This window comes from Vibrio sp. R10-SG3-ISO3, assembly GCF_059834225.1.
In genome coordinates this window covers 139,759-163,692 of the sequence record NZ_JCBDHE010000030.1, presented here as the reverse complement: position 1 = coordinate 163,692, position 23,934 = coordinate 139,759, and the positions used below count along the sequence as shown (strand labels likewise).

Genomic DNA, 23,934 nt, shown 5'->3' with positions numbered 1-23,934 from the left:
CGCGATGTAGAGCGGGTTCTCGTGCGCTGCAATGTGCAGCACGGCTGCGGTGTGGCGAGTTTCATAGGGGCGACGTTTTTTCAACTGCGCTTTTTTCAGTGTGGGGTACCACAGCTTTGAGCTGACGTAGTGCGTGCTTAATCCGTTTCCGTTTGGGTGAGGAAACACAAACTGGTCTTCTTGATGGGGCACGCGTTGACGCTGGCGTTTTAGCGCTTCATAGATGGCTTCACTCATTTTGAGATCGCGTCGCGACTTAGGGGTTTTGACGTCACCGAGCTCGCCATTGACGAAGTTTTGTCTGATGCGAATTAAGCGATGATCAAAATCGATGTGTTGCCAGCACAACCCGTGAATTTCGCAGCTGCGCAGGCCCGTCCAAAAACGCACCAGAAAGTAATCGTGCCATTGCGGGTCGACTGCGGCTAAAAACGCGCGCACTTCGTCGATGGTTAACGGGTTAGACTCGGCGCGCTCTTCTTTCAGCGCGCGATAGCGGCGAAATGGATAGGGGAAGTGATACTCCTCGGCTCCGAGGCTTAAGATGGCAAGGAGTGGCCAGAGAATGTGATTGATGCGTTTGTTGGTCAGCGGCGTTTGACCATCGCGTCCGCAGCGCTCTTGAAGCGATTGACGAAAAAAGTCCAAGTGTGAAAGGCGAATATCGCCAATCAACACGTTACCAAACTCTTCGATAAGGTAGCGGTCGAGGGTGTTGCGCACGGTGCGTTGATAGCTCGATTTCCAGTTGGCTTTTTGGCGCTCAAACCACTCGTTGGCGTAATCTGAGAAAAACGGATACTGGTAATCGGGGCAGCGGGCGCGATGCAGTGCTTCAAACTTGGCGACCTTTTTGCTGTTGGGGAAGTAGTCGCGGTATTGGAATGTGCCTAAGTCCATTTCCGCTTTCATTTTTTTGAGCGTGGCCTGCGCCGCTCGCAGGTTTTTTGGGGTTGCCATTAATTGGGTGCCTTCGCGAAAGCGCACCCCAAAGCGGTAAAAATCAAATTGAATGCGCCCGTTGGGGCGAATGCGAATATGAGCCATGCTGGCCTCCATCGGTGTCAGATAGATCTGTCCCTGACCGATGGAATTCGTTAGAATCGAGCCATCGGCTGGGGAGGGTTAAACGTCTGCGCAGCCGGTACGGGGTAGGGAGGTGGCCGCCTTCCTATCCCAACTGCTTGTCTGAGAGACCCCAATAGCCTCGGTTTTCGATACTGTTGGTGAAAATCTCATCAATTACTATATCAACCACTGGTTGTTTGTCCAGTGGTTAGGCGCTATTTCAAACGCTTTTTTTTCGCTTTACGTCCCTACTTTTACCGCTCATCTGCAAAAGAGAACAAATCCCCTTGCTGCTCAGGCGCTATGACCGTGTCCTCTTGCCCTGCGTCGATACGTTCGATCATCGAAAGGACCTTGTTCAGGTGACGTTCGTCGTTTTCGATCGCAATGGTGTCATAGGGCAGTCGCTCATCCAGCGAGTAATACACCCCCAGTTTGAGCTCGCCGCGTGAGGTTTCAAACACATCGAGTCTTGTTTTCTTCGCCTCAAGCGAGTTTTTGATTTTGATGTTGTCGAGATCGCGCGGTGAGAAGCGAAACAACGAGCCAGCGTGAGGGGTATGTTGACCGACTTCAAACACATGGATGGGGTGAGCAAATTCATAAGGCGGGGTCAGCACCGCAATCGCCGCTCGGTCCTCGCCAAGATACAACAGGGCATCGTTGGCCTTTTTGATGCGGCCATAGTGCTTAAAGCAGTGCTCGAGCTCCTTTTTAAACGCGAATAAGTTCAGCGCGACGTATTTTAAGCTGCGAACGGGGTCGGGCTTTTTTTGGTAAAACGCTTCGACACCGGCGATAGAGCAAGTGAGGGTGCATTCGGGGGCTTTAAACGTCACCGTCTCACCCTGCTGCGCGATTTCAATCTCATTGCCACTGGTAATGCGGCACAGCTCGGTCATTTGCTTGGTGGTCTCAGGGGTGAGAACCAGAGACACGGGCAGCGTGAGTCCTTGCGGAAGGGACTTGTCTTCGACTTCGCCTTGACGCTGAACGCGCAGGTATTGCTCTTCTTTATTGAGTTCAAGAAACTCAAAAGGCACATTCTCCTGCGCCTCAAACACGATGCGCTCGATGGTCGCTTTGGAGGTGGTGGCCGTCGGGCGCTGCTGATTATCGGCTAAGTAGGCCAAGTGCTCCTCTGAGGCGTCGCCACATTGGCAGCGGCGCAGCGCAGGGGTTTGATAGTCATCCCCTTTGCCAAGGTCTGTTGTATCAATCAACTCCACAAACAGAGTCCCCGACGTGGTGGTGTCGAATCTCAGCTCAATGTCCTGCTCTTCGCCGAAATAGTGAATGAGGCGTTTGGCAAAGCTGCCATCGATGGAGAACTGTTTGTCTTTAAGTTCGCTGGAGCGATCGTCGAGGTGTAGTGTGTACTCGGCGCAAAATGGCGATTGACCACAGACCAACGTGACCATGCGCTCGGCTTTGTGCGTGATGAGTGTGACCACACTATCGACATAGTGGGTATCGATATGCTCGGATAAGGCTTGCAGTAGTGCTCGCTTAGCGGCGGGAATCATCATCTTCATGAGGTGACCTTCTGTTGTGACATAGATTGGATAAACTGTTGAGTAAACTCGAGTACGGGTTTGGGCAGGGCGCGCTTGGGCGTCAAGACGATGGTCAGGGACGTTGGCCCAAGCGCGTGTGTCGTGACACACACGCGCTCATTGCCGCGGACGTAGTGCGCGTTCAGTAGCGCAACCTGGCGCTCGCGATGGAGTTTGCGGTTGACGGAGAGCTCAAATCGGCACTCGAGCCAGCGCCAGGTGTTGTGGCGAAAGGCGGCGGCAAAAGCGCGCGCATTTTTTTGATTGCACGCCATGGTCAGCGTGAGCGCCTGTCCGCCGGCCGATAAGGCCGGTGCGGGCAACTGACGAAAGGCGGTGCGCGATGCTTTGCTCACCGGTTGCACATCATGCTGACAGCCCAGGCCCCAGATGTGACTGAGCGCGGCAAGATCGAGACATTGGTTGACCATCATGCTTTTAAACAGAAAACCGACCAAGGTCTCGGCGCTGGCGTGAATGGTTTGTTGCCAAACGCGAAAGTGATCCGGCTCCGGCTCTTCTTTAAGGGGGGCAGGATGACCAAACAGCGCGCCGCGCAGCTGGGCATCTGAGAGGCGAATGGCTTGACTGCGTTTCTCGCCAAGTGTTTTTCGCGCATATTCTGGACAGAGCTCGTTCAAGCGGCGGGAGAGATCGTTCGAGGTCGCAGACAGCCCCATCAGGTAGCGCAGCTCGCTATGAGTATAGTCTCGAAGCGGGTAGGGCTGGTGCGCTGGGCTGACAATGGGCAGCAGCCAGTCGATATCATGCAAATACGACCACCGGGTCGTCGCGTAGTGGGTGTGGCCAATCTGCGCTAAGACCTTATCCAGAACGAAACCATCATTGACCTCAGAGAAGTGCCGGCCTTCCAGCCAATCCTCAAACCGCGTTGACACGCTTTCCTTGGACAACACCTCATGCTCTAGCATCGTCTCACCGCGGTATGGCCCTGGCGTGCCGCTGACAAAATGCAGTGTTTGGATCATCAAAAGGTGCACGCCTGAGTGGCGCAGATGATGAAACTTCATGTGCGAACCGAAGTGTCGCTTTAAGGCTCGGGTGATAGGAACAAAGTAATAGAGTTGGCGTGAGTGGTATTTTTCCCCTTCAAAGCTAAGCAGTGGTGACGACGCAGGCGCGTGCTCTTTTATGACGAGAAGGGCTTGAAACAATTGGCGATACCGTTTGGGTATGGTGGTCGCGACGGTGCGCGTTTCCCCATTTTTTGTGCGTCCCTCTTGGGTGTGCGTTATGGTCAAGTGGAGCAGGCCGGTTTTGGGCACAAACTGCATGTCCTGACCGCGAAGACGCAGCACTTCACCTCGACGCAGCATCGCGAAATAGCCGAGCAGGCTCGCGATGACGGCAAACAGACTGCGAAAAGGGTGTGTGGTGTTGGTGGCAATCAAGGTGTGGATCAGAGTATCGAATTGCGTCAGTGTCAGTCGAGCGGGGCTGACCGATGGGGCTGAGATTGGCGGTGAAAATCGCGATAGATCAAGGCCGTCAGTCTGCTCTTGAGCGCTGAGAAAGCGCAAAAAATAGAGGAAAATGTGTTGGCTCGTTTCGTTTGGGAGCGAGTCATACACGCTTTGCGCCCAAGCATTCACGGCCTCTTCGTTGATGGCATCTGAATAGGATAAGGGGTAGGGCTCTAGCGTTTTGGTGAGGCCCGTGTATTTGGTGATGGTGCTGGCGGCCAGTCGCGTTTTTTTCACGCCACCGGCGCGGATGAGTTGCTGCGTATAGTCATAGAGTAAGCGTGGCAGCAAGTTATTGACGTCTCGCACTGGCGCTAACTCACGTGAAGGGGGGTTGGAGCTCGAGTACGCCTTGAGCAGTTCGCGGTGAGGCCAGCGTATTTTTCGCTTGGACTCGGGGAGGTGCGTAAACCACTCCATGTCCCAATCGATGGCATAAATGTCGCTCGCTTTGAGCGTCGAGGTGGGGACGTCGTTTGGGAGACTGACATGTCGCTCTGGGATGGCGAGATCTTTGAGCAACAGAGGTGGCAAGTGATGGTGGGTATACCAATGGATTTGAAAGCGCCGTGGCCACATGAAGCGCTCGGCGGGTGGCAAGGCTTGGGACTGCAGCCACCGCGCCAGCTCTTGCAATAGCGCTGACTCGCTAATGGGGTCGTGAGATTGAGCGTAGTAATCACTTAAAAGCCGGTAGCTTATCAGCGGAAGATGGTAGTGCGTATAGACGGGGGACTCGTCGGTGGATACGCGGTGATGAACTCGCAGACGGGGCTCGGCGTGATCGGTGATGATGGCGCCACGATCGTTGAGAAGCTGAGCAAGATGATAGAGCGACAGCGGCGCCACTTCAAAGCCCAGCATCAGGGCGATGAAGGCGGCAGACAGCTCGCCTCGAGTCGTCAGGTACTGCGCTTTTTGCTGCTGATAACAGGTAAAGACTTGCTGGGCGTGGCGAGCTTCGCCGGCGAGGGTGACAAACCACTGATGGTCGGCATCGTGAATGCCGGGTTGGCGCGCCTCGGGTAAGGTCCACTGACACGCCGCTTGAAGATAATACAGCAGATCGCTGAGGGCTTGGCGGTAATCCCTTTGCTTTCCGGTCGGGATGATGCGTATCTGTTTTTCGATCGCCTCAATATCAGCGCGGGTCAATGTGCGTGTTGGGTGCTGCTCGAGCGGCCAACGCGCGACGACCCAGCGCAGATCGTCAAGGTCAGCGCACGTGCGTCCCAACTGAGCAAAATGCTCGCAAACGGATGTACAGAGGGCGTGGGAGAAATCAGACATGGGCGAGCTCCTTAAGTCCCAGGTTGTTGGCGTAGGCATTGAGGTAGACTTTCATGGCCTCCACAGTGCTGGGAAACAGAACGTCGCTGCCTAGGTGTTCGCCTAAGGTTTCGTGTCCCATGAGGCGGTCAATATCTTGGTCGAGCAGTCGCGCTGAGGTCAGCGTGTTGGCTGCGCTTTGGGCAAAGAAGTGACGAAGCTGATAGGGCACCACCCCTGGCCAATGCGCATGCATAAAATGACGCAAACTGCGATTGGAAAGCCGCTGAGGCAGGCCATGCTCATCCAGGCAGAACCACAGCTCCTCAACGTCTGTCCGTATCCCGCACATCGAGAGCAGCGCCGACTGAAGCCTCTGGTAGTGCGCGATTTCTCGTTGTAGGTAGTCACAGACGATGATTTGACGCAGTCGGCCTTTGTCTTGGACAAAGGCGATGTCGCCCCCTGCGTAGTAGCGCGCGAGAACGCTGATACCATGGGTCGGGCGCGTCCCCGTGAGCACAATGAACAGTAAGGCTAATCGGTAGGTCGCGCGGTTGTAGTAGTCTCGCCACGCGAGCTGGTTGGCCGCCTGTTGAGGCTTGATCGCCCGCACATGCTCAAATAGGCCATCAAAAAAACGGCTGACGGCCGTATCGTCGAGATGGCGTCGACTGCCGACCGGCAGCGCAGGCGAGCGAATACTTTGCAAAGAGCCATTGGTGGTATCTAAGACGGTTTGCGCGATCCGGCCCGGTGATGAGAGATAGGGCGCAAGCTTGGGGCGCTCAGCAATCAGATTGATGGCGTGCTGACCGAGGTATACATCAAAGTGGGGTAAGAGTTGAGCGTTGCGAGCGGCGTGCACGAGTCGTGAGAAATAGCGATTATGCGCATCAAAGAGTTTGAAGCGTATCCGATCACTGTCGCTGCGCTGATACCGCGCCGCATGCACATGGTGAGCTCTATTGGCTGAAACGAGAAGCGAGCGGGGAATGGCCGTGAGCGTGTTGTCGACGAGGGCGCAATCAATCAGATACTGATTCAACGTATCTTTACGCACCCGTGGGCAGTGTTGCAGTGACTCTGGTGTGCGCCATTTCGTGTTCATTAGATGAAACAAGCGGCGTTTGGTTTTGGCTTTTAAAAAGGGGGTGTCATAACTTTGCGCGCTGATAAAGGGCTGGAACAGGACATTGAGATAACTCGGCATTGGCTGCCACAAGTAATGGGTCGTGGTTTCGTCCTCATAGCATTGCGCATATTCCGCCCATGAGATCCCGCCATCTTTATAGGTACGAAAGGTATTGGCTCGGCAAGGCGTGGCACCAGAGATTTTGACAAAGTCAGGGATAGCCTCGGGCTTAGTCATCGTCGACCAAGATTGCGTGAGCCACAAAAAGAGAGCAACGACGGTCATGGCTGAGCGCTCTTTGGGATCTTCGCGAGCCAGTTTGCGCAGCATAATGGCGAGGGTGGTCGCGTGAGCAAGCGCATCGGGGTACTGTCCGCCGGCATTCTTACGGCGATTGTCTCGAGCAATGTGTTGAAACGTCATCATCGGCGCGCTCCTTTGGGGCTATCGAAAGGCGGATGGAGAGCACTGTGCCAGCGCTGCGAGGGTCCGTTTGCTTGGCGCTGGGAGCGCATGCGTTTTGAATTGACGAAGCCTCTTGTGCACATTGCGTGTGTGCGCGGAGTGGGTGGACAGAGCGAGTGCGGGATCGAGCAAAAGAAAGCTGGTGAGGAGATCGTGGACATCGGCGTCGTCATAGATGAGCAAGGAGGCGCGTAAATTCGCGCGCTGCGGGTGGGTGCCAAGTCGTTCAATCAAAGGGATAGGAATGAGGCAGTGAAATCGCTCGGTGTGGGGCACGCATGTGACGGGAATGGGGTGCAGGTCAAGGAGCGACTGAAGATGCTGGGCTGAGATATCGTCTAGGGGCTGAAGCTGAGTGAGTTGAAAGCGGTCGTCTTGGGTGAGGGAGTGAAGAAGGGGGTGCCATTCAATGTGTAAGGCAGGGAGGGCGATTTTCTTGCTTTTGGGTCTCATTCTTTTCTCGCTTTCTTTACCAATGAAATACGAAATGTCCATATATTGGGAAAATATTGGTTTTATTGACAACATATGGTGTGCATGTTGGCTTTTTCATCATAAGCCTATTTTTTGAACGCAGGGAATAGGTTTTTGGATTGACCTCTCAATTTTTGTGCAAATATGGAGTTTTGATCTCAAAATTAATAAAACTCGATGAAAAAGGGGCCGGATTATGGTTGTCGATGATGATGTAAGCACTCGCTCGGGAGACCTGCATCAAAAGTGGGCACCATCACGCTGTTTACGAAGGTCGGTCTTCATAGTCTGAAATCGTGTGATGGTAAAATATGTGCCACAAGCGCTGGCCGTTCTGGAAGGCTCAGCATACTATACACAGCGATGGTATGGCTGAGGGTAGGGGCGCACCCGCTCGCAAGAGTGGTATCAACTCCAGACGCGATCAGCCACACAGGTGGATGGTAGACAAAGCTGAAAGAAGGAAAACGACCATGTCAGTTAAGCGGGTGACGATTAAAGAAAGGATCACGGTTGAGCGCGAAAGGGTCTATGAAGTCAGTAGCGCTTGGAGCGACGATGATATCCGTGTTCACGTACGCACACATCACATGAATGATGAGGACTTGATCCAGTCAAAAGTAGACCTGCAAGAAGAGGCCATCCTAGAGCAAGAGTTGGTTAGCCTGGATATTGACGATGAGCATTCGGCATCATCGAGTCAGCGTTGTGACAACATCCACGTGTTGTTTTAACGGCCACCTGGTTTATTCGGTTGAGGGGATCAAGGATATTGTGAAATTCAGAGTTGATCGCAATTTGAAATGGTTATTGCATTTTGCAATTGCTATGTGCAACGAAAGGTTTTGCAATCGGTTTCATTGTGGTTTTTTTGTGCGTTTTTAGCGGTATTTTGTTGGCACGTATTGTGCTCTTATTTCATTGACCCTAGATAAAGCCAGGGTCACCTAGCCAACTGACGTTGTTAGTGAATAGATTTGTTCACACACATACAGCCAGTTACTCATTGTAGTAACTGGCTTTTTTATTGTTTCCCATTCTAGGGTGACGAAATGTCATGGTTTACGGAGACGTTGATAAATTCTCACCAGTTAAACGACGAAAGTGAAAGTGCGTTTCTTTGAGCCAAGCATCGCTACTCATACAGTTTGCCCCTCTTTGTAGAGACAAAATATAGTCGTCAAAAGAGCTGTCGTGAAGCCGGGCGAGCTCCTCCTTTGCTTGCAGAAATAAAGGTTCGGATGGAATCGCGCGAATCGCTTCTTCCGTAATCGGCATCGAACACAATCGCTCTCTCATTGTGAGGATGGCCGCGGCGATGGCGGGGCATCCGTCGCATTGAAACGCGATACGTTGCTTGGCAAGTTCGTAAACATCACTGTCAAGTAGTGGCGTAGCGAGGATGGGTAAGCTGGCCATCCAGAGAAGGGCGAGGGAGATACATTTCAACATGATTTTTCTTTGCTTTACTTTCAATACCAAGAGCGTTGAAGTGTGGCTGGCGAAGCGCTGATGTAGCTTATATCGTTTTAAAGCCGTACCCTGTTAGGTCAACCTGCGGGCGCTTGCCTTTAAGTAGCGTTCAAAGTCACACAGCGATAACGGCGGATTATAGTAATATCCTTGGTAGGTGTCACACCCTTGCTCTTGAAGAAAAGCAGCTTGCGCCTGTGTCTCAACACCCTCAGCAATCACATCGATGCCCAATGCCTTCGCCATGGCAATGGTCGCAGAGACAATGGATTGGTCGTTAGGGTTGTCTTCAAGCTCTGAGACAAAAGAGCGATCGATTTTAATCTGGCTGATTGGCAAGCGCTTGAGAAACTGCAACGAGGAATAGCCCGTACCAAAATCGTCTAGTGAAAAAATAACGCCACGCGCTTTTAGGGCTTGCATATGCGCAATGGTGAGCTCAATGTCTTCAACGACCATGGTTTCTGTGAGCTCGAGCTTTAACGTGCCAGGTAAAATCGGATAGCGCTTAAGAGCCGATTCGATTTTTGTCACGAAATCTGAGTGCGTGAACTGTTTATAGCTCACATTGACCGACAAAGTCAGATAGTGGAAGTCAGATTGCCAACGCGAGAGTTGAAGGCAAGCTTGCTCTAGTACCCAATCCCCAATACCAATGATCAGTCCCGTTTCTTCCGCAAGTGGAATGAAGTCATCAGGAGCGACAAGTCCATACTCTGGATGGAACCACCGAATCAGGGCCTCCGCGCCGACAGTCAGATCGGTGCCATGAACTTGAGGTTGATAATACAACGCCAGTTGATTGAGTTCGACGGCTTGGCGCAGTGACGACTCGAGTTGGAGGCGTTGCAACGCGCTGTCTTGTATCGCTTGATGGTACAAGTGCGCCACATTTTTCCCATCTCGCTTGGCGTGCGTTAACGCCATCCCAGCGCGATTAATGAGCTCCTCAACACCAACGGCACTGTCATTAAAAAGCACCATTCCGATACTGGCACTATTCACAAACTTATGCTCGTCGATGGTATAGGGTTGTGCCAACGCTTCTAGTAACTGAGAGCTCCATTGGTTGGCCTGTTCGAGCGCTTGAGGATACGTTTTAGGTAAGCCACAGAGTATCAACATAAATTCGTCATGTCCGATACGCGCCAGTGTGTCCTGGGGGCGAAGAAGCGCACTGATACGCTGTGTGATGAGCATCAGCAATGTGTCGCCACACGGGTGACCATGAAGATCAATGATTTTTTTAAAGTCATCAATGTCGATATAGAGAATCACACAGTATGAGCAACGATGACCGAGAGAGTCACACAGCTGAGTTAACCTATCCAATAACCAACGCCGGTTCGGAAGTGACGTCAGTGGGTCAAAATAGGCGAGTTGGGTAATGGTTTTCTCACTCTCTTTACGACTCGTGATATCTTGAATGAAGCCGGACAGTCGCTCAGGGGCGCCAGACTCGAGGTAATGCACCTGTCCACGACACTCAATCCACCGGCGCTCCCCATCACTCGGGCGAGTGACGGGGCACTCTAGGAAGAAGTCTTCACCCGTCTCAAAGCAGCGCTGCCGAGCAGCAATAAAGTGGGGCATGAAGTCTTCATCGATGACGGATTTTAGGGTATCGAGGCCTGGAGGGCAGGTCCTTTCTAATCCGAGCAAGTCATAAATTTGCGGTGACCACTGAGATTGAGAGCCCTCATAAGGGGATGACCAGTGCCCGATTTGAGCGTAATCCATGGCATCGTGCAGCCGGCGCTCACTGTCTTTGAGTCGCTCGACGGTATGTTTGTGTGAATGCAGTTCACTGAGCATTGGGACCGCGACGTCGGCGAGGCGCAGCGAAGTGAGTACCATTAACGATGTTATGGGCTCGGTTGGTGTAGACGGCTTTTGCGACGCAGAAAGCCAGCGAATCCATAAAGTGAGCGCCGCCAACAGTTGCTGTTGCTCGGTGCTCTTTTCTATAAAGACATGAAAGGCACGTAACGTGGAGCGGAAATCTGGGTAAGCGTCGGGGGTGAGCGCTATTACCTGCTCAGCATGGCTAAAAAAGCGGGTGAGTGCGTTTAAGAGCTTATCATCGTGTAGCGCTTCGATTAGGCACTGAGCTACGTCATCAAAAGGGCGCGTTTGAGGCATGGTGGGGTAATCTTCAGCAGTCAGTGTGCTTTGCGGGTCTTCAAAGCTTAGCGAATGGTTACGATAGGGCTTCGTCATCACTGCGGGGAACACCTCTCTCTGCTTGTTTAACATCGCTCGTATTGATGCCAACCATACACAGGCTGCATTGACAGTCAACGCGTCACGGGTACACACAGATTGATATCACCTAATAGTGGATAACTCTTATGTGCAATGTTTCATTTATTGAGGGGGTAGTAGTCTCATTAATCGATAGTGGTGTCAAATAGTTGTCGAATGTACTTTGACTGCCTACGGTTTGTCGAAAGTCGTCGGATTGGGTGCGCCAAGTGAGCAAAATAAACTTGACCGATATTAAAATTCTTATTTATTTCATTTGCTTAACATTGTTTCATATGGTGGTATTGTTATTCAATAATACGTCATGCCTTATTTATATTGGGAACATCCAACATGCTACAACCATATACCGTTCGACCGATCGTCGCTTCACTATTGACCGCCTTTGCGCTGTTTGGCTGTCAAGATAATTCGTCGTCCAGCACAACTCAAGACAGTCCGTTGCTTACATATACCGCAATTGATGGTTATTTGATGCAAGCAAAAGTCTACTTTGATGAAAACGTAAATGGCATCGCCGAAGAGGCGGAATATCAAGGATTGACTAATGAGCGCGGTGTCTTCATGGGGGCGGCCACAGATGCACCTGTCATCATCAAGATTGTGGCAGGATTGACTACAGACAGTGACTACTCTGGCAGCTTGACCGAGAGTCGAGAGCTTGTCGCAGCTCCAGGGATCACAGAGATCTCGCCATTTTCAACATTGGCGTTTCTTCAAGGGGGGAGTTTGTCTGATATCGCCCATGAGTTAGGAATAGACGTTGATAAAGTATCCGGTGATTTTATTGCAAAAGGGCATGAGGATGCGCACTTACTTGCACGTTCATTGTTTCAGCAATTTGATAACGAATTGATCCAAACTCAGTCCAACATTACGGCAATACATAATCGAGCTCAGGTGATCAGTCAGTTTATTCAAAGTAGTGTACAGTCTGACTTTCAGGGGCGCATTGTGTATCTTGATGAAAATCAGAATCCAGTGCTTGGAGATATTAATGACCCTGAACAAGGAGGGGTCGAGACGCGGTTCTCTTATGAGAGCGCTGAAGTGCAATGGGAGCAAACTGACTATAGCGAGCACCAAGTCGAAGGCGGTACTTTTCATCCGTGTTATCCGCATGTTTTGTCAGAGGATCGTATTGTCGTTGGGAATTGTTTTGGCAACTACTTTCTTGTGTTGTCCGCACAAAGCGGTGAAATTATCAACAAGCTGGATCTCACCGACAAAGATGTGGATCAGTGGTCGGTCAATGGCAGCGCCTTGATTGTGGAGTTTTCTGATAACGAAGTGCACCAATACGATGACTCGCTCAATAAAGTGACAGAGACCACGCTTACTTATCCTGTGGTTTTAACCGGCGATGGGGTGAGCCTAATTAATCATACAGGCAATACTCAAATTGACAGACTCACCATGTTTGGAGAAACCAGAACAGAGCGACAGACCTGGGCTGCTGAAGGAGTAGCGTATCGCGTGTACACCGATATTGGTGATACTGCGAACCTGTACGAAGTCAGTTTTCGCGGAGAGCTCACAACAAAGACCGACTTGCCGACAAGTGAGGAAATAAAATCTGCGGTGATGCGCAGCCACAATGCGTCCCCTTTAGGTGATACGTTTGAAGCCGATGGGAATAATACGGTTGTCCGTTACCTCGCAAAAGGCCAATTTCTGGTTCGAGTGGACAGCGATCAACGTTACGTGAGTGAAGACTACCATTACGTGTACAACGAGGGGGAGTTAACCTATCTTGGTCTGTTCCCACAAGGTGAGTGGTATATGGGACTCGATAACAGTACCGTTTCGTGGTACAGCTCGCTTCGTTCTGCGAAAGTGGATGGAGTGTACCCAGAGCCCCACTATTTTCAGCAGTTCTCTCTAGAGCAGGGAAAATGGGTAGGTGAATGGGTTCGAACACATAGCGAGTTTTCGCCAGTTCTGTATCGCCAAGTGCATAGTCAGATTGGCATTGTATCAGTATCGGATTCGTATTCGTCAGTGTCGTTGATCCGCTAACGAATTCCCCTTCCTGAGCGCAGGTAATGTGGGACGGCTCGTGTGTAATATTACGGGTGGTCCACCTTTACTTGGTTTCGTCCGTTACGTTTTGCGTCATAGAGCGCGCGATCGGCTCTTTTTAGAACGTCGGAGACTTGTGTGTCGTCAGTATCTAGACTGGCGACGCCGATGCTGATGGTAACGGGCTTCGCATCGTCTAGTGCTAGATTCGCAATGCGTGCTCTCAAGGTGTTGGCGAGGTGTGAGGCACCGGTAAGGTCCGTGGACGGACAAACAATTAAAAATTCCTCTCCACCCCAACGGCCTAACACGTCAGTTTGGCGTAGGGTGTCACGAAGAGTGTTAGCAATGGCTCGCAATGTGTTGTCGCCCACATCATGGCCATACGTATCATTGATGAACTTGAAGTGATCGATGTCGATAAGGATAACCGCAAATGGATGGCCATACCGTTGCCCTCTTTGAAACTCTTGGTTAAGCACACGATCGAGTTCCCTGCGGTTATAGATATCGGTCAGTGGATCGGTCACCGACAGCTGTCTTAACTTGGCTTCGAGTGTAATTCGATCGGTGACATCCTCGATGACGGCTTGAACCGCTGGCTCTCCATCCCATTCAATCAAGTTGTCGTAGACGCGAAAGTAACGAATCTCGCCATCAAAACATCGATTTTTCACAACCGTCTTGGCCCCAGATAAACGGCCACTAATGAGTGATTGATAACGTACCTGAGCGTTGGCGTGTTCCTCCTCGGGTAGGAAGGAGAGTAAGTTGACATCACGGAGCACGGCATCGATGGACGGCGCGCGCATCAAGTCAACCCAAGCTTGATTGACAAAGATGGGGTTGAAATTGCGGTGGACGCAAATGCCTTGCCCAGACTTAATGATCAGCTGCTTGAATTTTCGCTCATTTTCGTGAAGTTGCTGTTGGGCTCGTTCTTGCGCTGAGAGATCGATAACCGTGACTTGTAAAGCCGGTGCTCCGTCCCATTCAATCACATGATCGATAGCAAACACTGCGAACTCCCGACCGTGTCGATCGCGATTACGAAAGGTTCTCCCGCGGGGAAGAACGTCACCTTTGAGTGTTTGATGATAGTTGTCGATCGCTTGGGGATGGTAGGACGGATCAATCAAGTCAAGAAACGAGTCTATTGAGTTGAGGAGTTCAGAGGCGCTAGAGTAGCCATACAGGTGCGCGTAGTATTCATTGACGAATACGGTCTCTAAGTTTTGGATAATGATGATGCCGTATTGGGTATCAATGGTTAACTTTGGCATGGCTGTCCTCGTACTCATTATGCACAAGCGTGCAAGCGAACACGTATCATACGATCGCACGGATATAAGCGCTATAGTGCTGTTGCCATTTGTTTCATGTGTTTTGATGAGTATGTGAAAGAAATATAATCAACAAGGTGTACATGCCGCTCGTAGTTTCGTATGATCCGTACACAAAAAATTTAATAATTCATCAGTAGCTAGGACGGCACCATGTTCATTGAGTTGTCATTTGTCGGTTTTTTCTCATTTGCCTCACTGTTCTTGCTGAGAAAGGTCGCAAGAGTCGTGGGATTAGTCGATAAACCCAATGCTCGAAAATTGCATACCGGAAGCATTCCCTTAGTGGGGGGAATCGCCATTTATTTGTCCATCGCACAGTTTTTAACGGCGAACCCTGACCTCATTGAGCACAGTTCTCTTTTCTTGTCCTGTTTGACAGTGCTGATTATTGTCGGGGCCATAGACGATCGTTTCGATATTAGTTACAAGATTCGATTGTTCGTACAGGCAATGTTGTCCATTGTCATGATGGCTATAGCGGATATTCGTCTCGATAGTGTGGGGGATATTTTTGGTTTGGGCGTATTACATTTTGGTATGCTCAGTCCGCTAATGACTATTTTGGCCGTCATCGGTGCGATTAATGCTTTCAATATGGTTGATGGTATCGATGGGCTGTTGGGTGGACTTGCGATAGTGACATTTTCAGCGATCGCGTATTTAATGTATCTCGATACGCATCATGGTCTGGCTCATCTATGTTTGGTCTTTATCTTTGCCATGATCCCCTATGTGTGTATGAACCTCGGTATCTTTGGGCGTGAGCGCAAGGTCTTTATGGGGGATGCCGGCAGTATGATGATTGGCTTTACTGTGATTTGGATGTTGTTGGGGGTCAGTCAACGTCAAGAACTGCCTCTCAGACCGGTGACCGCCCTGTGGCTCATTGCCGTTCCTTTGATGGACATGGCGTCGATTATGTATCGTCGTTTGCGCCGAGGTCATTCACCTTTTAAACCAGATAGAGAACATCTGCACCATATCTTCCAACGTTTGGGGCTGAGTTCTCGCCAGACACTCACCGTGATTTGTGCGATTGCTATGTCATTAGCGTGCATTGGTATTGCTGGAGAGCAGTGGCGCATTGAGGAGTCGACGATGTTTGCAGGCTTTGTATTGGTGTTTTTGGCATACAACGTTGTGATGAGTTATGTTTGGCGCATCACCAGCTGGTTACGTAGAGAATCTGAATCCAATGATTCGGTGGTTAAATTGTGAGCGTTGACGTGTGACCTTTGGCTTTTTTAACGACCAAACGCCACTTTTATTGACACGGTTTCATATGCGCCTATAATCTCAGCCCGATGGTAGTCATTCATAGCATTTATGGATAGTTGGCGTGTACCAAACGCTGCCATCTTTTAAGGCCCTCTATGTCCTTAAAAATGACGTTTAACATACATGAGTATCTCATTTGTATGAAGCCAAGTCTTTGACTTGGCTTTTTTTTGCGCTCAAATAGGGGGGAATATTACGCCCAGCTAGCGCGGACGGTTGGCGAATACTCGAAAGAGATATCGTGTGTCACGATAGATTTGGATAAGCCATCACAAAATGCGTTTTAAGACTCTATCCGCTCTCACGCGGGTGATCTTGCGCATCAGCTTCTTCACCGGCAGCGGGTAATCCTCAAACTTCTCCACTTGCTTATATGTGCAGATTAACTGCGTGTGCTTGAGAATATTCTCCACTTCCAGCTCGAATTGCGGGGTCAGGTGATGGTAGTCATCTCTGATGAGCAGCGCGTTTTCGAGATCTAGGCTCCAAGCACGTGGGTTGAGGTTGTTGCCCGTAATCATCATGTAACGCTTATCGACCCAAATCCCTTTGAGGTGGAAGCTGTTTTCATCGTGCTTCCACAGTCTCAAGGAGAGCTTTCTGGCGGCAATATTGGCTTCATTGGCTTTGGCAAACGCGCGCAGGTTGCGCTCGTAGAGGTACGGCAGGCCGCCAATGGTTTTGAACTCTTGCTCCGGGGAGATGTAAAAGTCGTTGGCGGTCTTATCACCCACCACAATGGTGACTTTTACGCCGCGGCGGATGGCTTTTTTCACCTCTTTCGCGACGCTGCGCGGGAAGTTGAAGTAGGGCGTGCAGATGAAAATCTCATCTTTGGCCATCGCCAGTAAATGGTTGATGCTTTGGTTGAGCTTGTTGCGCTTTTTCCCCACGCCGACAATCGGCGTCACCGCGACTTGATGCGCGCCAATGTTTTGCGGCTCAAACGGGTAACTGGCTTTGGCGAGTTGCGCGCGCAGTTGGCGAATGTGCGCTTTGATCTGCGCGGTTTCCGGCTTGCTTGGGCACGCGAGATCGTTCACGGCCGGGTGCGCCACCATGGCTTCATCAATAAACTCGGCCATACTATCGGCGAGCGCTGGATTCGCCAATACGTGGTAGCGGTCAAAGCGGTAGCGCTCTTTATAATGCAGGTAGATGTTGTTTAAGCTGGCGCCGCTGTAGATGACTTGGTCATCAATCACAAAACCTTTGAGGTGCAGCACACCAAACACTTCACGCCCGCGTACCGGAATGCCGTACACAGGCACGCGATGGGTATACTGCTCAGCAAAGCGCTTGTACATGGCGGCGTTGGTCTCGCCGGGCTCTGCGCCAATCAGCCCACGCTGCGCGCGGTGCCAGTCGACGCACACTTTGACATCGAGGCCTGGGTTGCGCTGTTTGGCCTCATAGAGCTCGGTGAGGATCGCTCGGCCGGCCTCATCGTCTTCCAAGTAGAGCGCAACCAGATAGATTCGCTTGCTTGCCTGACGAATCGCTTCAATTAAGCGAGTTCGAAAATCGGCCGCGGAAAACAGCGTTTCAAACTGAGCTGGATCCTGAGCCAGAGCAGGCAGTTGCTCAAACAAATTACGATTGGTCATCATGGTGACGGCGTTACCTTTCTTTAAAGTGGACAGGGAGTTTAGCAAGAAATCGGTGATGGTTGATAGGTTTGCGTCAAGACGAAAGTGTATTTTTGTGTGTGGTGGAGAAGTTCCCCCTCACTTCAACTGAATACCGTGACGTTGAATATGAGCGAGTAAGGCCTCGGAGGTGACAGTGTGTGTGATTATCACATCGACGTTGTAGGGGAGCGTTGATTGCTCAAATTGGTCTTGAATTTGGGCGATGGTACTCATCGAAAGATGCGGACCCTCTAGAGCGAGATCGATGTCGGAGCTGTCTTTAAAGGTGCCTAGCGCCCTTGAGCCAAACACCCAAGCGTGCTCGACGAGTGGGTGCGCAAGGACAATCTCTTCGATTAATTGGTATTGATGGGGTTTTAGACCCATCGTTGCAGCGCAGGTGTCGACGTTTGGTGTGAGCATAAGCGGGCTAACCGTGCTTAGCCTGCAAATAGTGGGTGACTTGTTCTATCACCGGCGCATACGACTCCAAAATGAGCTTTTGAGCTTCGAGTACGTTGGCTTCGTCATAGGTATGCGACAGCAGGTTGCGTTTAATCAACGCCTCCAATAGTGTTTCGCACTGCTCAGAGGAGAGGTGCTTCGCTTCCAGCGCGGTTCGAAAGACACTGCGCGGAGAGGCGACATCAAAGCCCTCGAATTCAAGCAAGTCTTTTAACGTTTTCCACGTTAGCTCGAAGGAAAACTCAAACGTTTGCACTAAACCCGCCAGTTCCAGTTCGTTGTAACTCTCTTGCGCGCAGGCTTTTTGGAGCCTTTGTTGTGCTTTGCTTAAATTTTGTAAACGTTGCTTCCAACGGTCTGGATTTGAGTTCATCGTTGTTCACCTGGGCAGGATGGGTCTCGCTTTAATGGTTACTTTACTGTGTTTGGGGGGAAGTTCCTAGTGGGGAGGAGTTCCTAGTTTCTAGTGCCTAGTTCCTAGAGGGGGCTAGTGGTTTTTGGGGTGTTTTATGCTCAAACGTTTGCTGCTGGGCAATAGGTACTAAGATCTTGTTTCGTGTCTCTCCACTCCCTTCTAGGCACTAGGAACTAGGATCTTCTTTTCTATCCCCCCCATTTCTAGGAACTAGGATCTAGGAACTCGCCTCTAAATTCCCCATCGCCACTAACTGTGGTTTACCCCGCACATAGCGCTCAAACAGATTCTTCACATCATTTGGCAGTGCGCTTTTATCGAGCGTGGTAAAGCCATGTTGGGCGTAAAAGGCTTCGAGGTGAGGGTAGGCAAAGCAGTAGTCGTGTGGGCCGAGGATGTGCTGTTGGCAATACTCAAGCAGCGCATGACCCAGCCCTTGGCCTCGGTGATTAGGCACCACAAGCATGCCGGTCAATAAGCGATATTCAGCAAGGCTTCGAAAGCGTACCACCGCCGCTATTTCGGTGCCGATATAGCCCGCAATCACCAACTCATCACTCTTCGCCTTACCCGCCGGATAGTGCGCTTTATACAAGCGGTTCACCAGCGGCAGCTTCATCGCCTCAACCTCAACAATCTTTGAAAACACCCCAAACTCCTTGCCATGCATCTACCTCTCTCCATAATACCACCCACCACCCACCACCCACCACCCACCACCTCTAGGAACTAGAGACTAGGAACTATGCCCCCCCCCCCTTCTAGGAACTAGGCACTAGAAACTAGGAACTCTCATTCCCATCGAGTAGAATATCAACACCTGTCAACCACCCAACCTTATCCATGCTGACACCCATGCCTGAAACCATTCAAACCCACGCCAACCTCGCTTGCCACCATACCTTTGCTATCGCGCAAACCTGTGAGGTGCTGATTGAAGCCCACACGCAGCAGGATATTATCGATATCTATCAAAGCCATGATTATGCGAGGTTGCCTAAGCTGATGCTGGGCAAGGGCAGCAATATGCTGTTTACCGCTCCGTATCAAGGTGTGGTGATCGTCAATCATTTGTTCGGAAAAACAGTGCAAGAGAGCGACACCCACTGGCATTTGCATATTGAGGCGGGGGAAGATTGGCCATCACTGGTGAAGTGGTGTGTAGAGTCTGGCTACGATGGGTTAGAAAACCTGGCCTTGATTCCGGGCTGTGCAGGCAGTGCGCCGATTCAAAACATTGGTGCTTACGGCGTGGAGCTACAAGATGTGTGCGAATACGTTGATGTGCTCTGTCTGGAGAGCTTTGAAGTACGCCGAATGCACGCGCAAGAGTGCCAGTTCGGTTATCGTGATTCGATTTTCAAACGCGATTTATACCAAAAAGTGGTGATTGTGGCGCTTGGCTTAAAGCTCGCCAAAGCGTGGCAGCCCAATATTGCTTACGGCCCGCTGCAAGGCTTTGCGCGTGAAAGCGTCACCGCCCAAGAGATTTTTGATACTGTGTGCCGCGTTAGGCAGGAAAAGCTGCCCGATCCGCGCGTGCAAGGTAACGCAGGCAGTTTTTTCAAAAACCCCGTCGTGAGCAAATCAGACTATGAAAGGTTAAGCGATGCGTTTCCAACGCTGGTGGCCTATCCCTCAGGGGATTCAGATGAAGGCGCGATGAAACTCGCGGCTGGCTGGTTGATTGATCAATGCGGGCTAAAAGGGCATCGCATTGGCGGCGCGCAAGTACATCCAAATCAAGCATTAGTGATTGTAAATACTGGCAACGCCAGTGCCGATGATGTGCTCACCCTTGCCGCGACGGTGCGCGCTAAAGTGCAAGCCACCTTTGGTGTCACGCTCGAGCACGAAGTGCGCTTTATGGGGCCACATGGTGAGACGCGCCTTGAAACGCTGCTGGAAGAGGGGCGAGTCAGCGCGGCGAAGTCGTCCATCGATAGCGCAGTGCAAGGAGAGATGCGATGAAAGAGCACCACACCAAACTCACGCTCTTGAGCCAGCTCAGTGATGGTCAATTTCACTCGGGTGAGGCGCTCGGTGAGCAGCTCGGCATCTCACGCGCGGCAGTCAGTAAACACATTAAAGGCATTCAAGAGTGGGGCGTCGACATCTTTCGCCTGCAGGGCAAAGGTTATCAGTTGGCTAAGCCGATGCAGTTGCTCGATGAAGCCGTGCTGAAAGCCGGCGTGGCGACGCCACTTGAGCTCATTCCGATCATTGACTCGACCAATCAACATCTTCTCAATCAAGCGGATAGCCTAACATCAGGCGCGGTCTGTTTGGCGGAATACCAAGCCAAAGGGCGCGGCCGACGCGGTCGAGAATGGATCTCACCGTTTGGCTCCAACCTATATCTCTCGATGTTTTGGCGTCTCGATGCTGGCATGGCCGCGGCGATGGGCCTGAGTTTAGTGGTCGGCGTGGCGATTGTCGAAGCCCTCGAAGCCCTCGGGATTGACGGTGTGAAACTCAAATGGCCCAACGATCTCTATTATCAAGACAAAAAACTCGCCGGGATCTTGGTCGAAATGTCCGGTCAAGCGGGCGGCGCTGCTAACCTTGTGATTGGCATGGGCATGAACCTGCAAATGGCCGCGGGCAGCGAGCGCTCCACCTCGGCGATTACCCAGCCTTGGACCTCACTCTCTGAAGTGACCGGGGAAAGCGTCGATCGCAATCAACTGGCGATCACCTTAATTAAAACCCTGCACCGCGCGTTGTCTGATTATGAACTGCAAGGGATGAACGGTTTTGTCGAGCGTTGGAACCGGTTGGATAACTTTCTCGGCCGTCCTATAAAACTCATTATGGGGCCAAGAGAGGTGTACGGTATTGCAAGAGGCATCAACGCGCAAGGCGCGGTGTTGATTGAGACAGAGCAAGGGGTAGAAGAGTATGTGGGCGGAGAAGTGAGTCTGAGGGGCGCATGAAAACGGGCGAGCGAATACTCCACATCATCAAACGCGAAGGCAGCGTGACCGCCAAGCAGATTGCCGATCTGCTGGATATGACGACCATGGGCGCGCGCCAGCATTTGCAAGCGTTGGAAGACGACCACTTGCTGGCGATTGAAGATATTCGCGTCAAAGTGGGTCGGCCGACGCGTCACTGGTCTTTAACGGCGAAAGGCCATCGCCATTTTGCCGATCGTCATGGAGAGCTGACGATTCAAGTCATCGACGCAGTAGAGCGTCTTTATGGCCTCGAAGGGGTGGAGAAGGTGACCCTTGATCGCGAAAGCCAAACCTTGGCGCACTATCAAGCGCGTATGCACGGCTGCGAGACGCTGGAAGCCAAGCTCAAAGCCCTAGTCGAGATACGCGAACAAGAAGGCTACATGGCCGAGTTCGAAGCCTGCGACGGCGGCTATCTGTTCACTGAAAACCATTGCCCCATCTGCCGCGCCGCGACCCATTGCCCCAGTTTGTGTCAATCGGAGTTGAACATTTTTCGCCAACTGCTTGGTCCAGAGTGTCATATTGAAAGGACGGAGCATATTGTGCGGGGGGAGAGACGGTGTAGGTATTGGGTGATGGGTGATGGGTAATGGGTGGGGGTCGCTTCGCTTGTGGGGAATAGATAATGGGGCGAGATGTTCTTGACAAGCTCTTTCCATCTATCAAACTTCCACACCCCACACCCCACACCCCACACCCCACACCCCACACCCCACACCCCACACCCCACACCCCACACCCCACACCCCACACCCTCTCATTAATGAGACTCCCCCCTTCCCCCTCTTTTTATCGCTGACTTTTTAACCTATTCTTAACGTTTGATGGGTGAGGCAAGGAGGCGCACATGGACACTTCACCGCTTTTTCAGCAACTGCCGCCGTTCGATGAACTGGTCGAACTGGCGCAAAAAAATCCCGATGCGTTTGTTGCTCTCAAAAAAGAAATCTGCGAAGAGATGATCAGCTCGGCCTCAGAGCCAATGCAAGCTCGGCTCTGGGCACAGCAAAGTCACATTGACCTGGTCGTTAGCCGTTGTAAAAACCCCAATCACACCAATATTGTCCTCATGCGTGAGCTCGTCACACAAATGACCAAATTCCAGCAAGCGCTCGATACAGACACGTTACTTGAACCCCAACAAAAGGCAGAGGTCATTCCATTTGATGCGTGGCGCTGAGCGACATTGCGTCGACTCTGCGCCGATCTGAGAGCGGGTGTTTGAGTCCCCCGTTTTGGAGAGAGGGGGGCTTGGCGGATCAAGCGTCGCCAAGACTCTCCCATTCCGTCAACAATTGCATAATGTTGTAGGAGTCTTGCCAGTTGGCACAAGGGCTGAGCAGCTCTTTTTGTCCGGCTTCTATGGCACGGCGCACCTGGCGTACTTGATACAAGAACGCGTCGCCTTCTGCTGTTACCGTCACGTCGCGCTTAGAGGTCTCATAGATTTCCACACTGACTCGGTTGTCTTGAGCGGGAAGCCATGGGTTAGTTTCCATGGTTATACAGCCTTTACTGCCAAGGATTGTGAAGTGATGCTTCAAACCATGATCTTCAGCGGTGTGTACGGTGGCGGTGTGGTGGTCGCCAAAACTCATCAACAATGTGGTTTCACAGATGTTGTTGTCGGCGCCTCTTCGGCTGATGGCCTTGAGAGAACGATTCGCAAAAGCGTCTTCTCCCAGCAGGGTTTTCACAACCAGGTACAGTAACGAGATTGGGTAGCAACCAAGGTTGTATATCGCCCCTTTGCTGTCTGGATTGACGAACTGGGCGATGGAGGCAATGTAAGAGGTATGAATCGATCGCAGTTCACCAATCTCACCGGATTTGAGTATGGTAACCAGCTCTTGAATCAAAGGGTGATGCAGGTACATCAAGCCTTCGGCGAAAAACACCTGATGGTCTTTGACCGCTTGTAGCGCCAGTTTCGTCTTTTCCATATCGATGGAAAGCGATTTCTCACACAAAATCGCTTTACTTTGTTGAGCCGCCTTAATAATAAAGTCATGGTGAAGATGGTTCGGCAAGGCAATGTAGATAATATCGACTTGCTCATCACTCAGTAGCGCGTCGTAATCTGTGAATGTGTGTGCAATCCCGTACTGCTTGGCAAAGGCTGCTAAATTGCTCTCAGAGCGCCCCGCTACCGCGTACAGCTCACTTTGACTATCCTGTTTAATGGCTTCTGCCATCACGCCAGAGATAAAACTGGTTCCAAGAATGCCCCATTTCATGATACTTGCGCTCCATTTTGTTGTGTTTCAAAAGCCTGAACCAATTCGGTCATCTCCGAAGCGATAAATGCGCGGGTATGGGCCATAGTGAAATGGGCTTCAATAGCCGCACGATTCTCATAACGTTCCCACAAAATCACTCGTTGTGGCACGTTGTCATCGTACGTCGCCATTGCTTGTAAGCAGCCGGCTTCACTTTGCATATCAAGGCAAAATTGCTCGATGGCTTGGATAACCGTCGCTCTTGGTTGGTCAGCATTCATTCTCAGCTCAGCGGTGACAAAAATCGTTTGGCTCATGAGTGGTCTCTGTGTTGTTGGCTTTGGATGTTCAAGGTCAACTTTAATTGACGCGTTCTAATTGATAAACTTTCCGCCAGTTTATTCTT

General features: G+C 51.3%; 21 protein-coding genes. 7 read left to right on the top strand and 14 right to left on the bottom strand.

Annotation, left to right across the window (positions count from 1 at the left end; translation table 11 throughout):
• The 5 genes from AC6R1A_RS07655 to AC6R1A_RS07635 form a co-directional block, all read right to left on the bottom strand.
• Positions 1–1,047, bottom strand: a 1,047-nt coding sequence (locus AC6R1A_RS07655; RefSeq protein WP_500646169.1) for a tyrosine-type recombinase/integrase, incomplete at its 3' end; no start/stop codon positions are given.
• Positions 1,048–1,322: 275 nt separating this feature from the next.
• Positions 1,323–2,603 (bottom strand): hypothetical protein, encoded by a 1,281-nt coding sequence (locus AC6R1A_RS07650; protein ID WP_500633220.1) that lies wholly within the window; start codon positions 2,601–2,603, stop codon positions 1,323–1,325.
• Positions 2,600–5,398 (bottom strand): site-specific integrase, encoded by a 2,799-nt coding sequence (locus AC6R1A_RS07645; RefSeq protein WP_500633221.1) that lies wholly within the window; start codon positions 5,396–5,398, stop codon positions 2,600–2,602. The genes AC6R1A_RS07650 and AC6R1A_RS07645 overlap by 4 nt, the downstream gene beginning before the upstream one ends.
• Entirely contained in the window at positions 5,391–6,938 is a 1,548-nt protein-coding gene (locus AC6R1A_RS07640) for a hypothetical protein (protein ID WP_500633222.1), read from the bottom strand. The genes AC6R1A_RS07645 and AC6R1A_RS07640 overlap by 8 nt, the downstream gene beginning before the upstream one ends.
• Positions 6,939–6,956: 18 nt before the next feature.
• Positions 6,957–7,430, bottom strand: coding sequence for a hypothetical protein (locus AC6R1A_RS07635; protein WP_500633223.1), 474 nt, complete (start codon positions 7,428–7,430; stop codon positions 6,957–6,959).
• Between the two features lie 494 nt (positions 7,431–7,924).
• Between AC6R1A_RS07635 and AC6R1A_RS07630 the strand changes: the two genes are divergently transcribed.
• Positions 7,925–8,185 (top strand): hypothetical protein, encoded by a 261-nt coding sequence (locus AC6R1A_RS07630; RefSeq protein ID WP_500633224.1) that lies wholly within the window; start codon positions 7,925–7,927, stop codon positions 8,183–8,185.
• 328 nt (positions 8,186–8,513) lie between these two features.
• Here AC6R1A_RS07630 and AC6R1A_RS07625 read toward each other — a convergent pair whose 3' ends face one another.
• Positions 8,514–8,903, bottom strand: coding sequence for a hypothetical protein (locus tag AC6R1A_RS07625; protein WP_500633225.1), 390 nt, complete (start codon positions 8,901–8,903; stop codon positions 8,514–8,516).
• 93 nt (positions 8,904–8,996) lie between these two features.
• A complete protein-coding gene (locus tag AC6R1A_RS07620) occupies positions 8,997–11,144 on the bottom strand; it encodes a putative bifunctional diguanylate cyclase/phosphodiesterase (protein WP_500633226.1) in 2,148 nt (715 codons plus the stop codon).
• Positions 11,145–11,522: 378 nt separating this feature from the next.
• On the opposite strand from AC6R1A_RS07620, the gene AC6R1A_RS07615 reads away from it, so the two are divergent.
• Positions 11,523–13,208: a hypothetical protein gene (locus AC6R1A_RS07615; protein ID WP_500633227.1), complete on the top strand. Its 1,686-nt coding sequence runs from the start codon at positions 11,523–11,525 to the stop codon at positions 13,206–13,208.
• Positions 13,209–13,258: 50 nt separating this feature from the next.
• Here AC6R1A_RS07615 and AC6R1A_RS07610 read toward each other — a convergent pair whose 3' ends face one another.
• Positions 13,259–14,494 (bottom strand): sensor domain-containing diguanylate cyclase, encoded by a 1,236-nt coding sequence (locus AC6R1A_RS07610; RefSeq protein ID WP_500633228.1) that lies wholly within the window; start codon positions 14,492–14,494, stop codon positions 13,259–13,261.
• A gap of 213 nt (positions 14,495–14,707) precedes the next feature.
• On the opposite strand from AC6R1A_RS07610, the gene wecA reads away from it, so the two are divergent.
• Positions 14,708–15,775 carry a UDP-N-acetylglucosamine--undecaprenyl-phosphate N-acetylglucosaminephosphotransferase gene (gene wecA, locus AC6R1A_RS07605; protein ID WP_500627447.1) on the top strand — a complete coding sequence of 356 codons (1,068 nt, stop codon included), beginning with the start codon at positions 14,708–14,710 and terminating at the stop codon, positions 15,773–15,775.
• Between the two features lie 329 nt (positions 15,776–16,104).
• On the opposite strand, the gene pssA is transcribed toward wecA, so the two are convergent.
• From pssA to AC6R1A_RS07585, 4 genes are all read right to left on the bottom strand, one after another.
• Entirely contained in the window at positions 16,105–17,445 is a 1,341-nt protein-coding gene (gene pssA / locus AC6R1A_RS07600; protein ID WP_500633229.1) for a CDP-diacylglycerol--serine O-phosphatidyltransferase, read from the bottom strand.
• Between the two features lie 117 nt (positions 17,446–17,562).
• Positions 17,563–17,889 carry a nucleotidyltransferase family protein gene (locus AC6R1A_RS07595; RefSeq protein ID WP_500633230.1) on the bottom strand — a complete coding sequence of 109 codons (327 nt, stop codon included), beginning with the start codon at positions 17,887–17,889 and terminating at the stop codon, positions 17,563–17,565.
• A 7-nt stretch (positions 17,890–17,896) separates the two neighbouring features.
• Complete coding sequence (locus AC6R1A_RS07590; protein WP_500633231.1) at positions 17,897–18,304, bottom strand: HI0074 family nucleotidyltransferase substrate-binding subunit; 408 nt, start codon at positions 18,302–18,304, stop codon at positions 17,897–17,899.
• A gap of 259 nt (positions 18,305–18,563) precedes the next feature.
• Positions 18,564–18,995: a GNAT family N-acetyltransferase gene (locus tag AC6R1A_RS07585; RefSeq protein WP_500633232.1), complete on the bottom strand. Its 432-nt coding sequence runs from the start codon at positions 18,993–18,995 to the stop codon at positions 18,564–18,566.
• A gap of 206 nt (positions 18,996–19,201) precedes the next feature.
• On the opposite strand from AC6R1A_RS07585, the gene murB reads away from it, so the two are divergent.
• The 4 genes from murB (at position 19,202) to AC6R1A_RS07565 (ending at position 22,489) form a co-directional block, all read left to right on the top strand.
• Complete coding sequence (gene murB, locus AC6R1A_RS07580) at positions 19,202–20,317, top strand: UDP-N-acetylmuramate dehydrogenase (protein WP_500638821.1); 1,116 nt, start codon at positions 19,202–19,204, stop codon at positions 20,315–20,317.
• On the top strand, positions 20,314–21,282 hold the full coding sequence (birA, locus tag AC6R1A_RS07575) for a bifunctional biotin--[acetyl-CoA-carboxylase] ligase/biotin operon repressor BirA (protein WP_500630028.1): 969 nt from the start codon (positions 20,314–20,316) through the stop codon (positions 21,280–21,282). The genes murB and birA overlap by 4 nt, the downstream gene beginning before the upstream one ends.
• On the top strand, positions 21,279–21,899 hold the full coding sequence (locus tag AC6R1A_RS07570; RefSeq protein WP_500646168.1) for a helix-turn-helix transcriptional regulator: 621 nt from the start codon (positions 21,279–21,281) through the stop codon (positions 21,897–21,899). The genes birA and AC6R1A_RS07570 overlap by 4 nt, the downstream gene beginning before the upstream one ends.
• 257 nt (positions 21,900–22,156) lie before the next feature.
• Positions 22,157–22,489, top strand: coding sequence for a DUF3135 domain-containing protein (locus AC6R1A_RS07565; protein WP_500646167.1), 333 nt, complete (start codon positions 22,157–22,159; stop codon positions 22,487–22,489).
• 79 nt (positions 22,490–22,568) lie between these two features.
• Here AC6R1A_RS07565 and AC6R1A_RS07560 read toward each other — a convergent pair whose 3' ends face one another.
• The gene (locus AC6R1A_RS07560; protein ID WP_500646166.1) at positions 22,569–23,546 is read right to left on the bottom strand and encodes a Gfo/Idh/MocA family protein; all 978 of its coding nucleotides are present in this window, start codon (positions 23,544–23,546) and stop codon (positions 22,569–22,571) included.
• Positions 23,543–23,845: a putative quinol monooxygenase gene (locus AC6R1A_RS07555; RefSeq protein ID WP_500634075.1), complete on the bottom strand. Its 303-nt coding sequence runs from the start codon at positions 23,843–23,845 to the stop codon at positions 23,543–23,545. The genes AC6R1A_RS07560 and AC6R1A_RS07555 overlap by 4 nt, the downstream gene beginning before the upstream one ends.
• Between the last annotated feature and the right edge of the window lie 89 nt (positions 23,846–23,934).

Excerpts from the sequence above, each read along its gene's own strand:
- AC6R1A_RS07590 (WP_500633231.1), bottom strand. The coding sequence starts at position 18,304 with ATGAACTCAAATCCAGACCGTTGGAAGCAACGTTTACAAAATTTAAGC.
- AC6R1A_RS07635 (WP_500633223.1), bottom strand. The coding sequence starts at position 7,430 with ATGAGACCCAAAAGCAAGAAAATCGCCCTCCCTGCCTTACACATTGAA.
- AC6R1A_RS07555 (WP_500634075.1), bottom strand. The coding sequence starts at position 23,845 with ATGAGCCAAACGATTTTTGTCACCGCTGAGCTGAGAATGAATGCTGAC.
- AC6R1A_RS07610 (WP_500633228.1), bottom strand. The coding sequence starts at position 14,494 with ATGCCAAAGTTAACCATTGATACCCAATACGGCATCATCATTATCCAA.
- birA (WP_500630028.1), top strand. The coding sequence starts at position 20,314 with ATGAAAGAGCACCACACCAAACTCACGCTCTTGAGCCAGCTCAGTGAT.
- AC6R1A_RS07560 (WP_500646166.1), bottom strand. The coding sequence starts at position 23,546 with ATGAAATGGGGCATTCTTGGAACCAGTTTTATCTCTGGCGTGATGGCA.
- AC6R1A_RS07615 (WP_500633227.1), top strand. The coding sequence starts at position 11,523 with ATGCTACAACCATATACCGTTCGACCGATCGTCGCTTCACTATTGACC.
- AC6R1A_RS07625 (WP_500633225.1), bottom strand. The coding sequence starts at position 8,903 with ATGTTGAAATGTATCTCCCTCGCCCTTCTCTGGATGGCCAGCTTACCC.
- AC6R1A_RS07630 (WP_500633224.1), top strand. The coding sequence starts at position 7,925 with ATGTCAGTTAAGCGGGTGACGATTAAAGAAAGGATCACGGTTGAGCGC.
- murB (WP_500638821.1), top strand. The coding sequence starts at position 19,202 with ATGCCTGAAACCATTCAAACCCACGCCAACCTCGCTTGCCACCATACC.
- pssA (WP_500633229.1), bottom strand. The coding sequence starts at position 17,445 with ATGATGACCAATCGTAATTTGTTTGAGCAACTGCCTGCTCTGGCTCAG.
- AC6R1A_RS07565 (WP_500646167.1), top strand. The coding sequence starts at position 22,157 with ATGGACACTTCACCGCTTTTTCAGCAACTGCCGCCGTTCGATGAACTG.
- AC6R1A_RS07570 (WP_500646168.1), top strand. The coding sequence starts at position 21,279 with ATGAAAACGGGCGAGCGAATACTCCACATCATCAAACGCGAAGGCAGC.
- AC6R1A_RS07595 (WP_500633230.1), bottom strand. The coding sequence starts at position 17,889 with ATGCTCACACCAAACGTCGACACCTGCGCTGCAACGATGGGTCTAAAA.
- AC6R1A_RS07645 (WP_500633221.1), bottom strand. The coding sequence starts at position 5,398 with ATGTCTGATTTCTCCCACGCCCTCTGTACATCCGTTTGCGAGCATTTT.
- AC6R1A_RS07650 (WP_500633220.1), bottom strand. The coding sequence starts at position 2,603 with ATGAAGATGATGATTCCCGCCGCTAAGCGAGCACTACTGCAAGCCTTA.
- wecA (WP_500627447.1), top strand. The coding sequence starts at position 14,708 with ATGTTCATTGAGTTGTCATTTGTCGGTTTTTTCTCATTTGCCTCACTG.
- AC6R1A_RS07620 (WP_500633226.1), bottom strand. The coding sequence starts at position 11,144 with ATGACGAAGCCCTATCGTAACCATTCGCTAAGCTTTGAAGACCCGCAA.
- AC6R1A_RS07640 (WP_500633222.1), bottom strand. The coding sequence starts at position 6,938 with ATGATGACGTTTCAACACATTGCTCGAGACAATCGCCGTAAGAATGCC.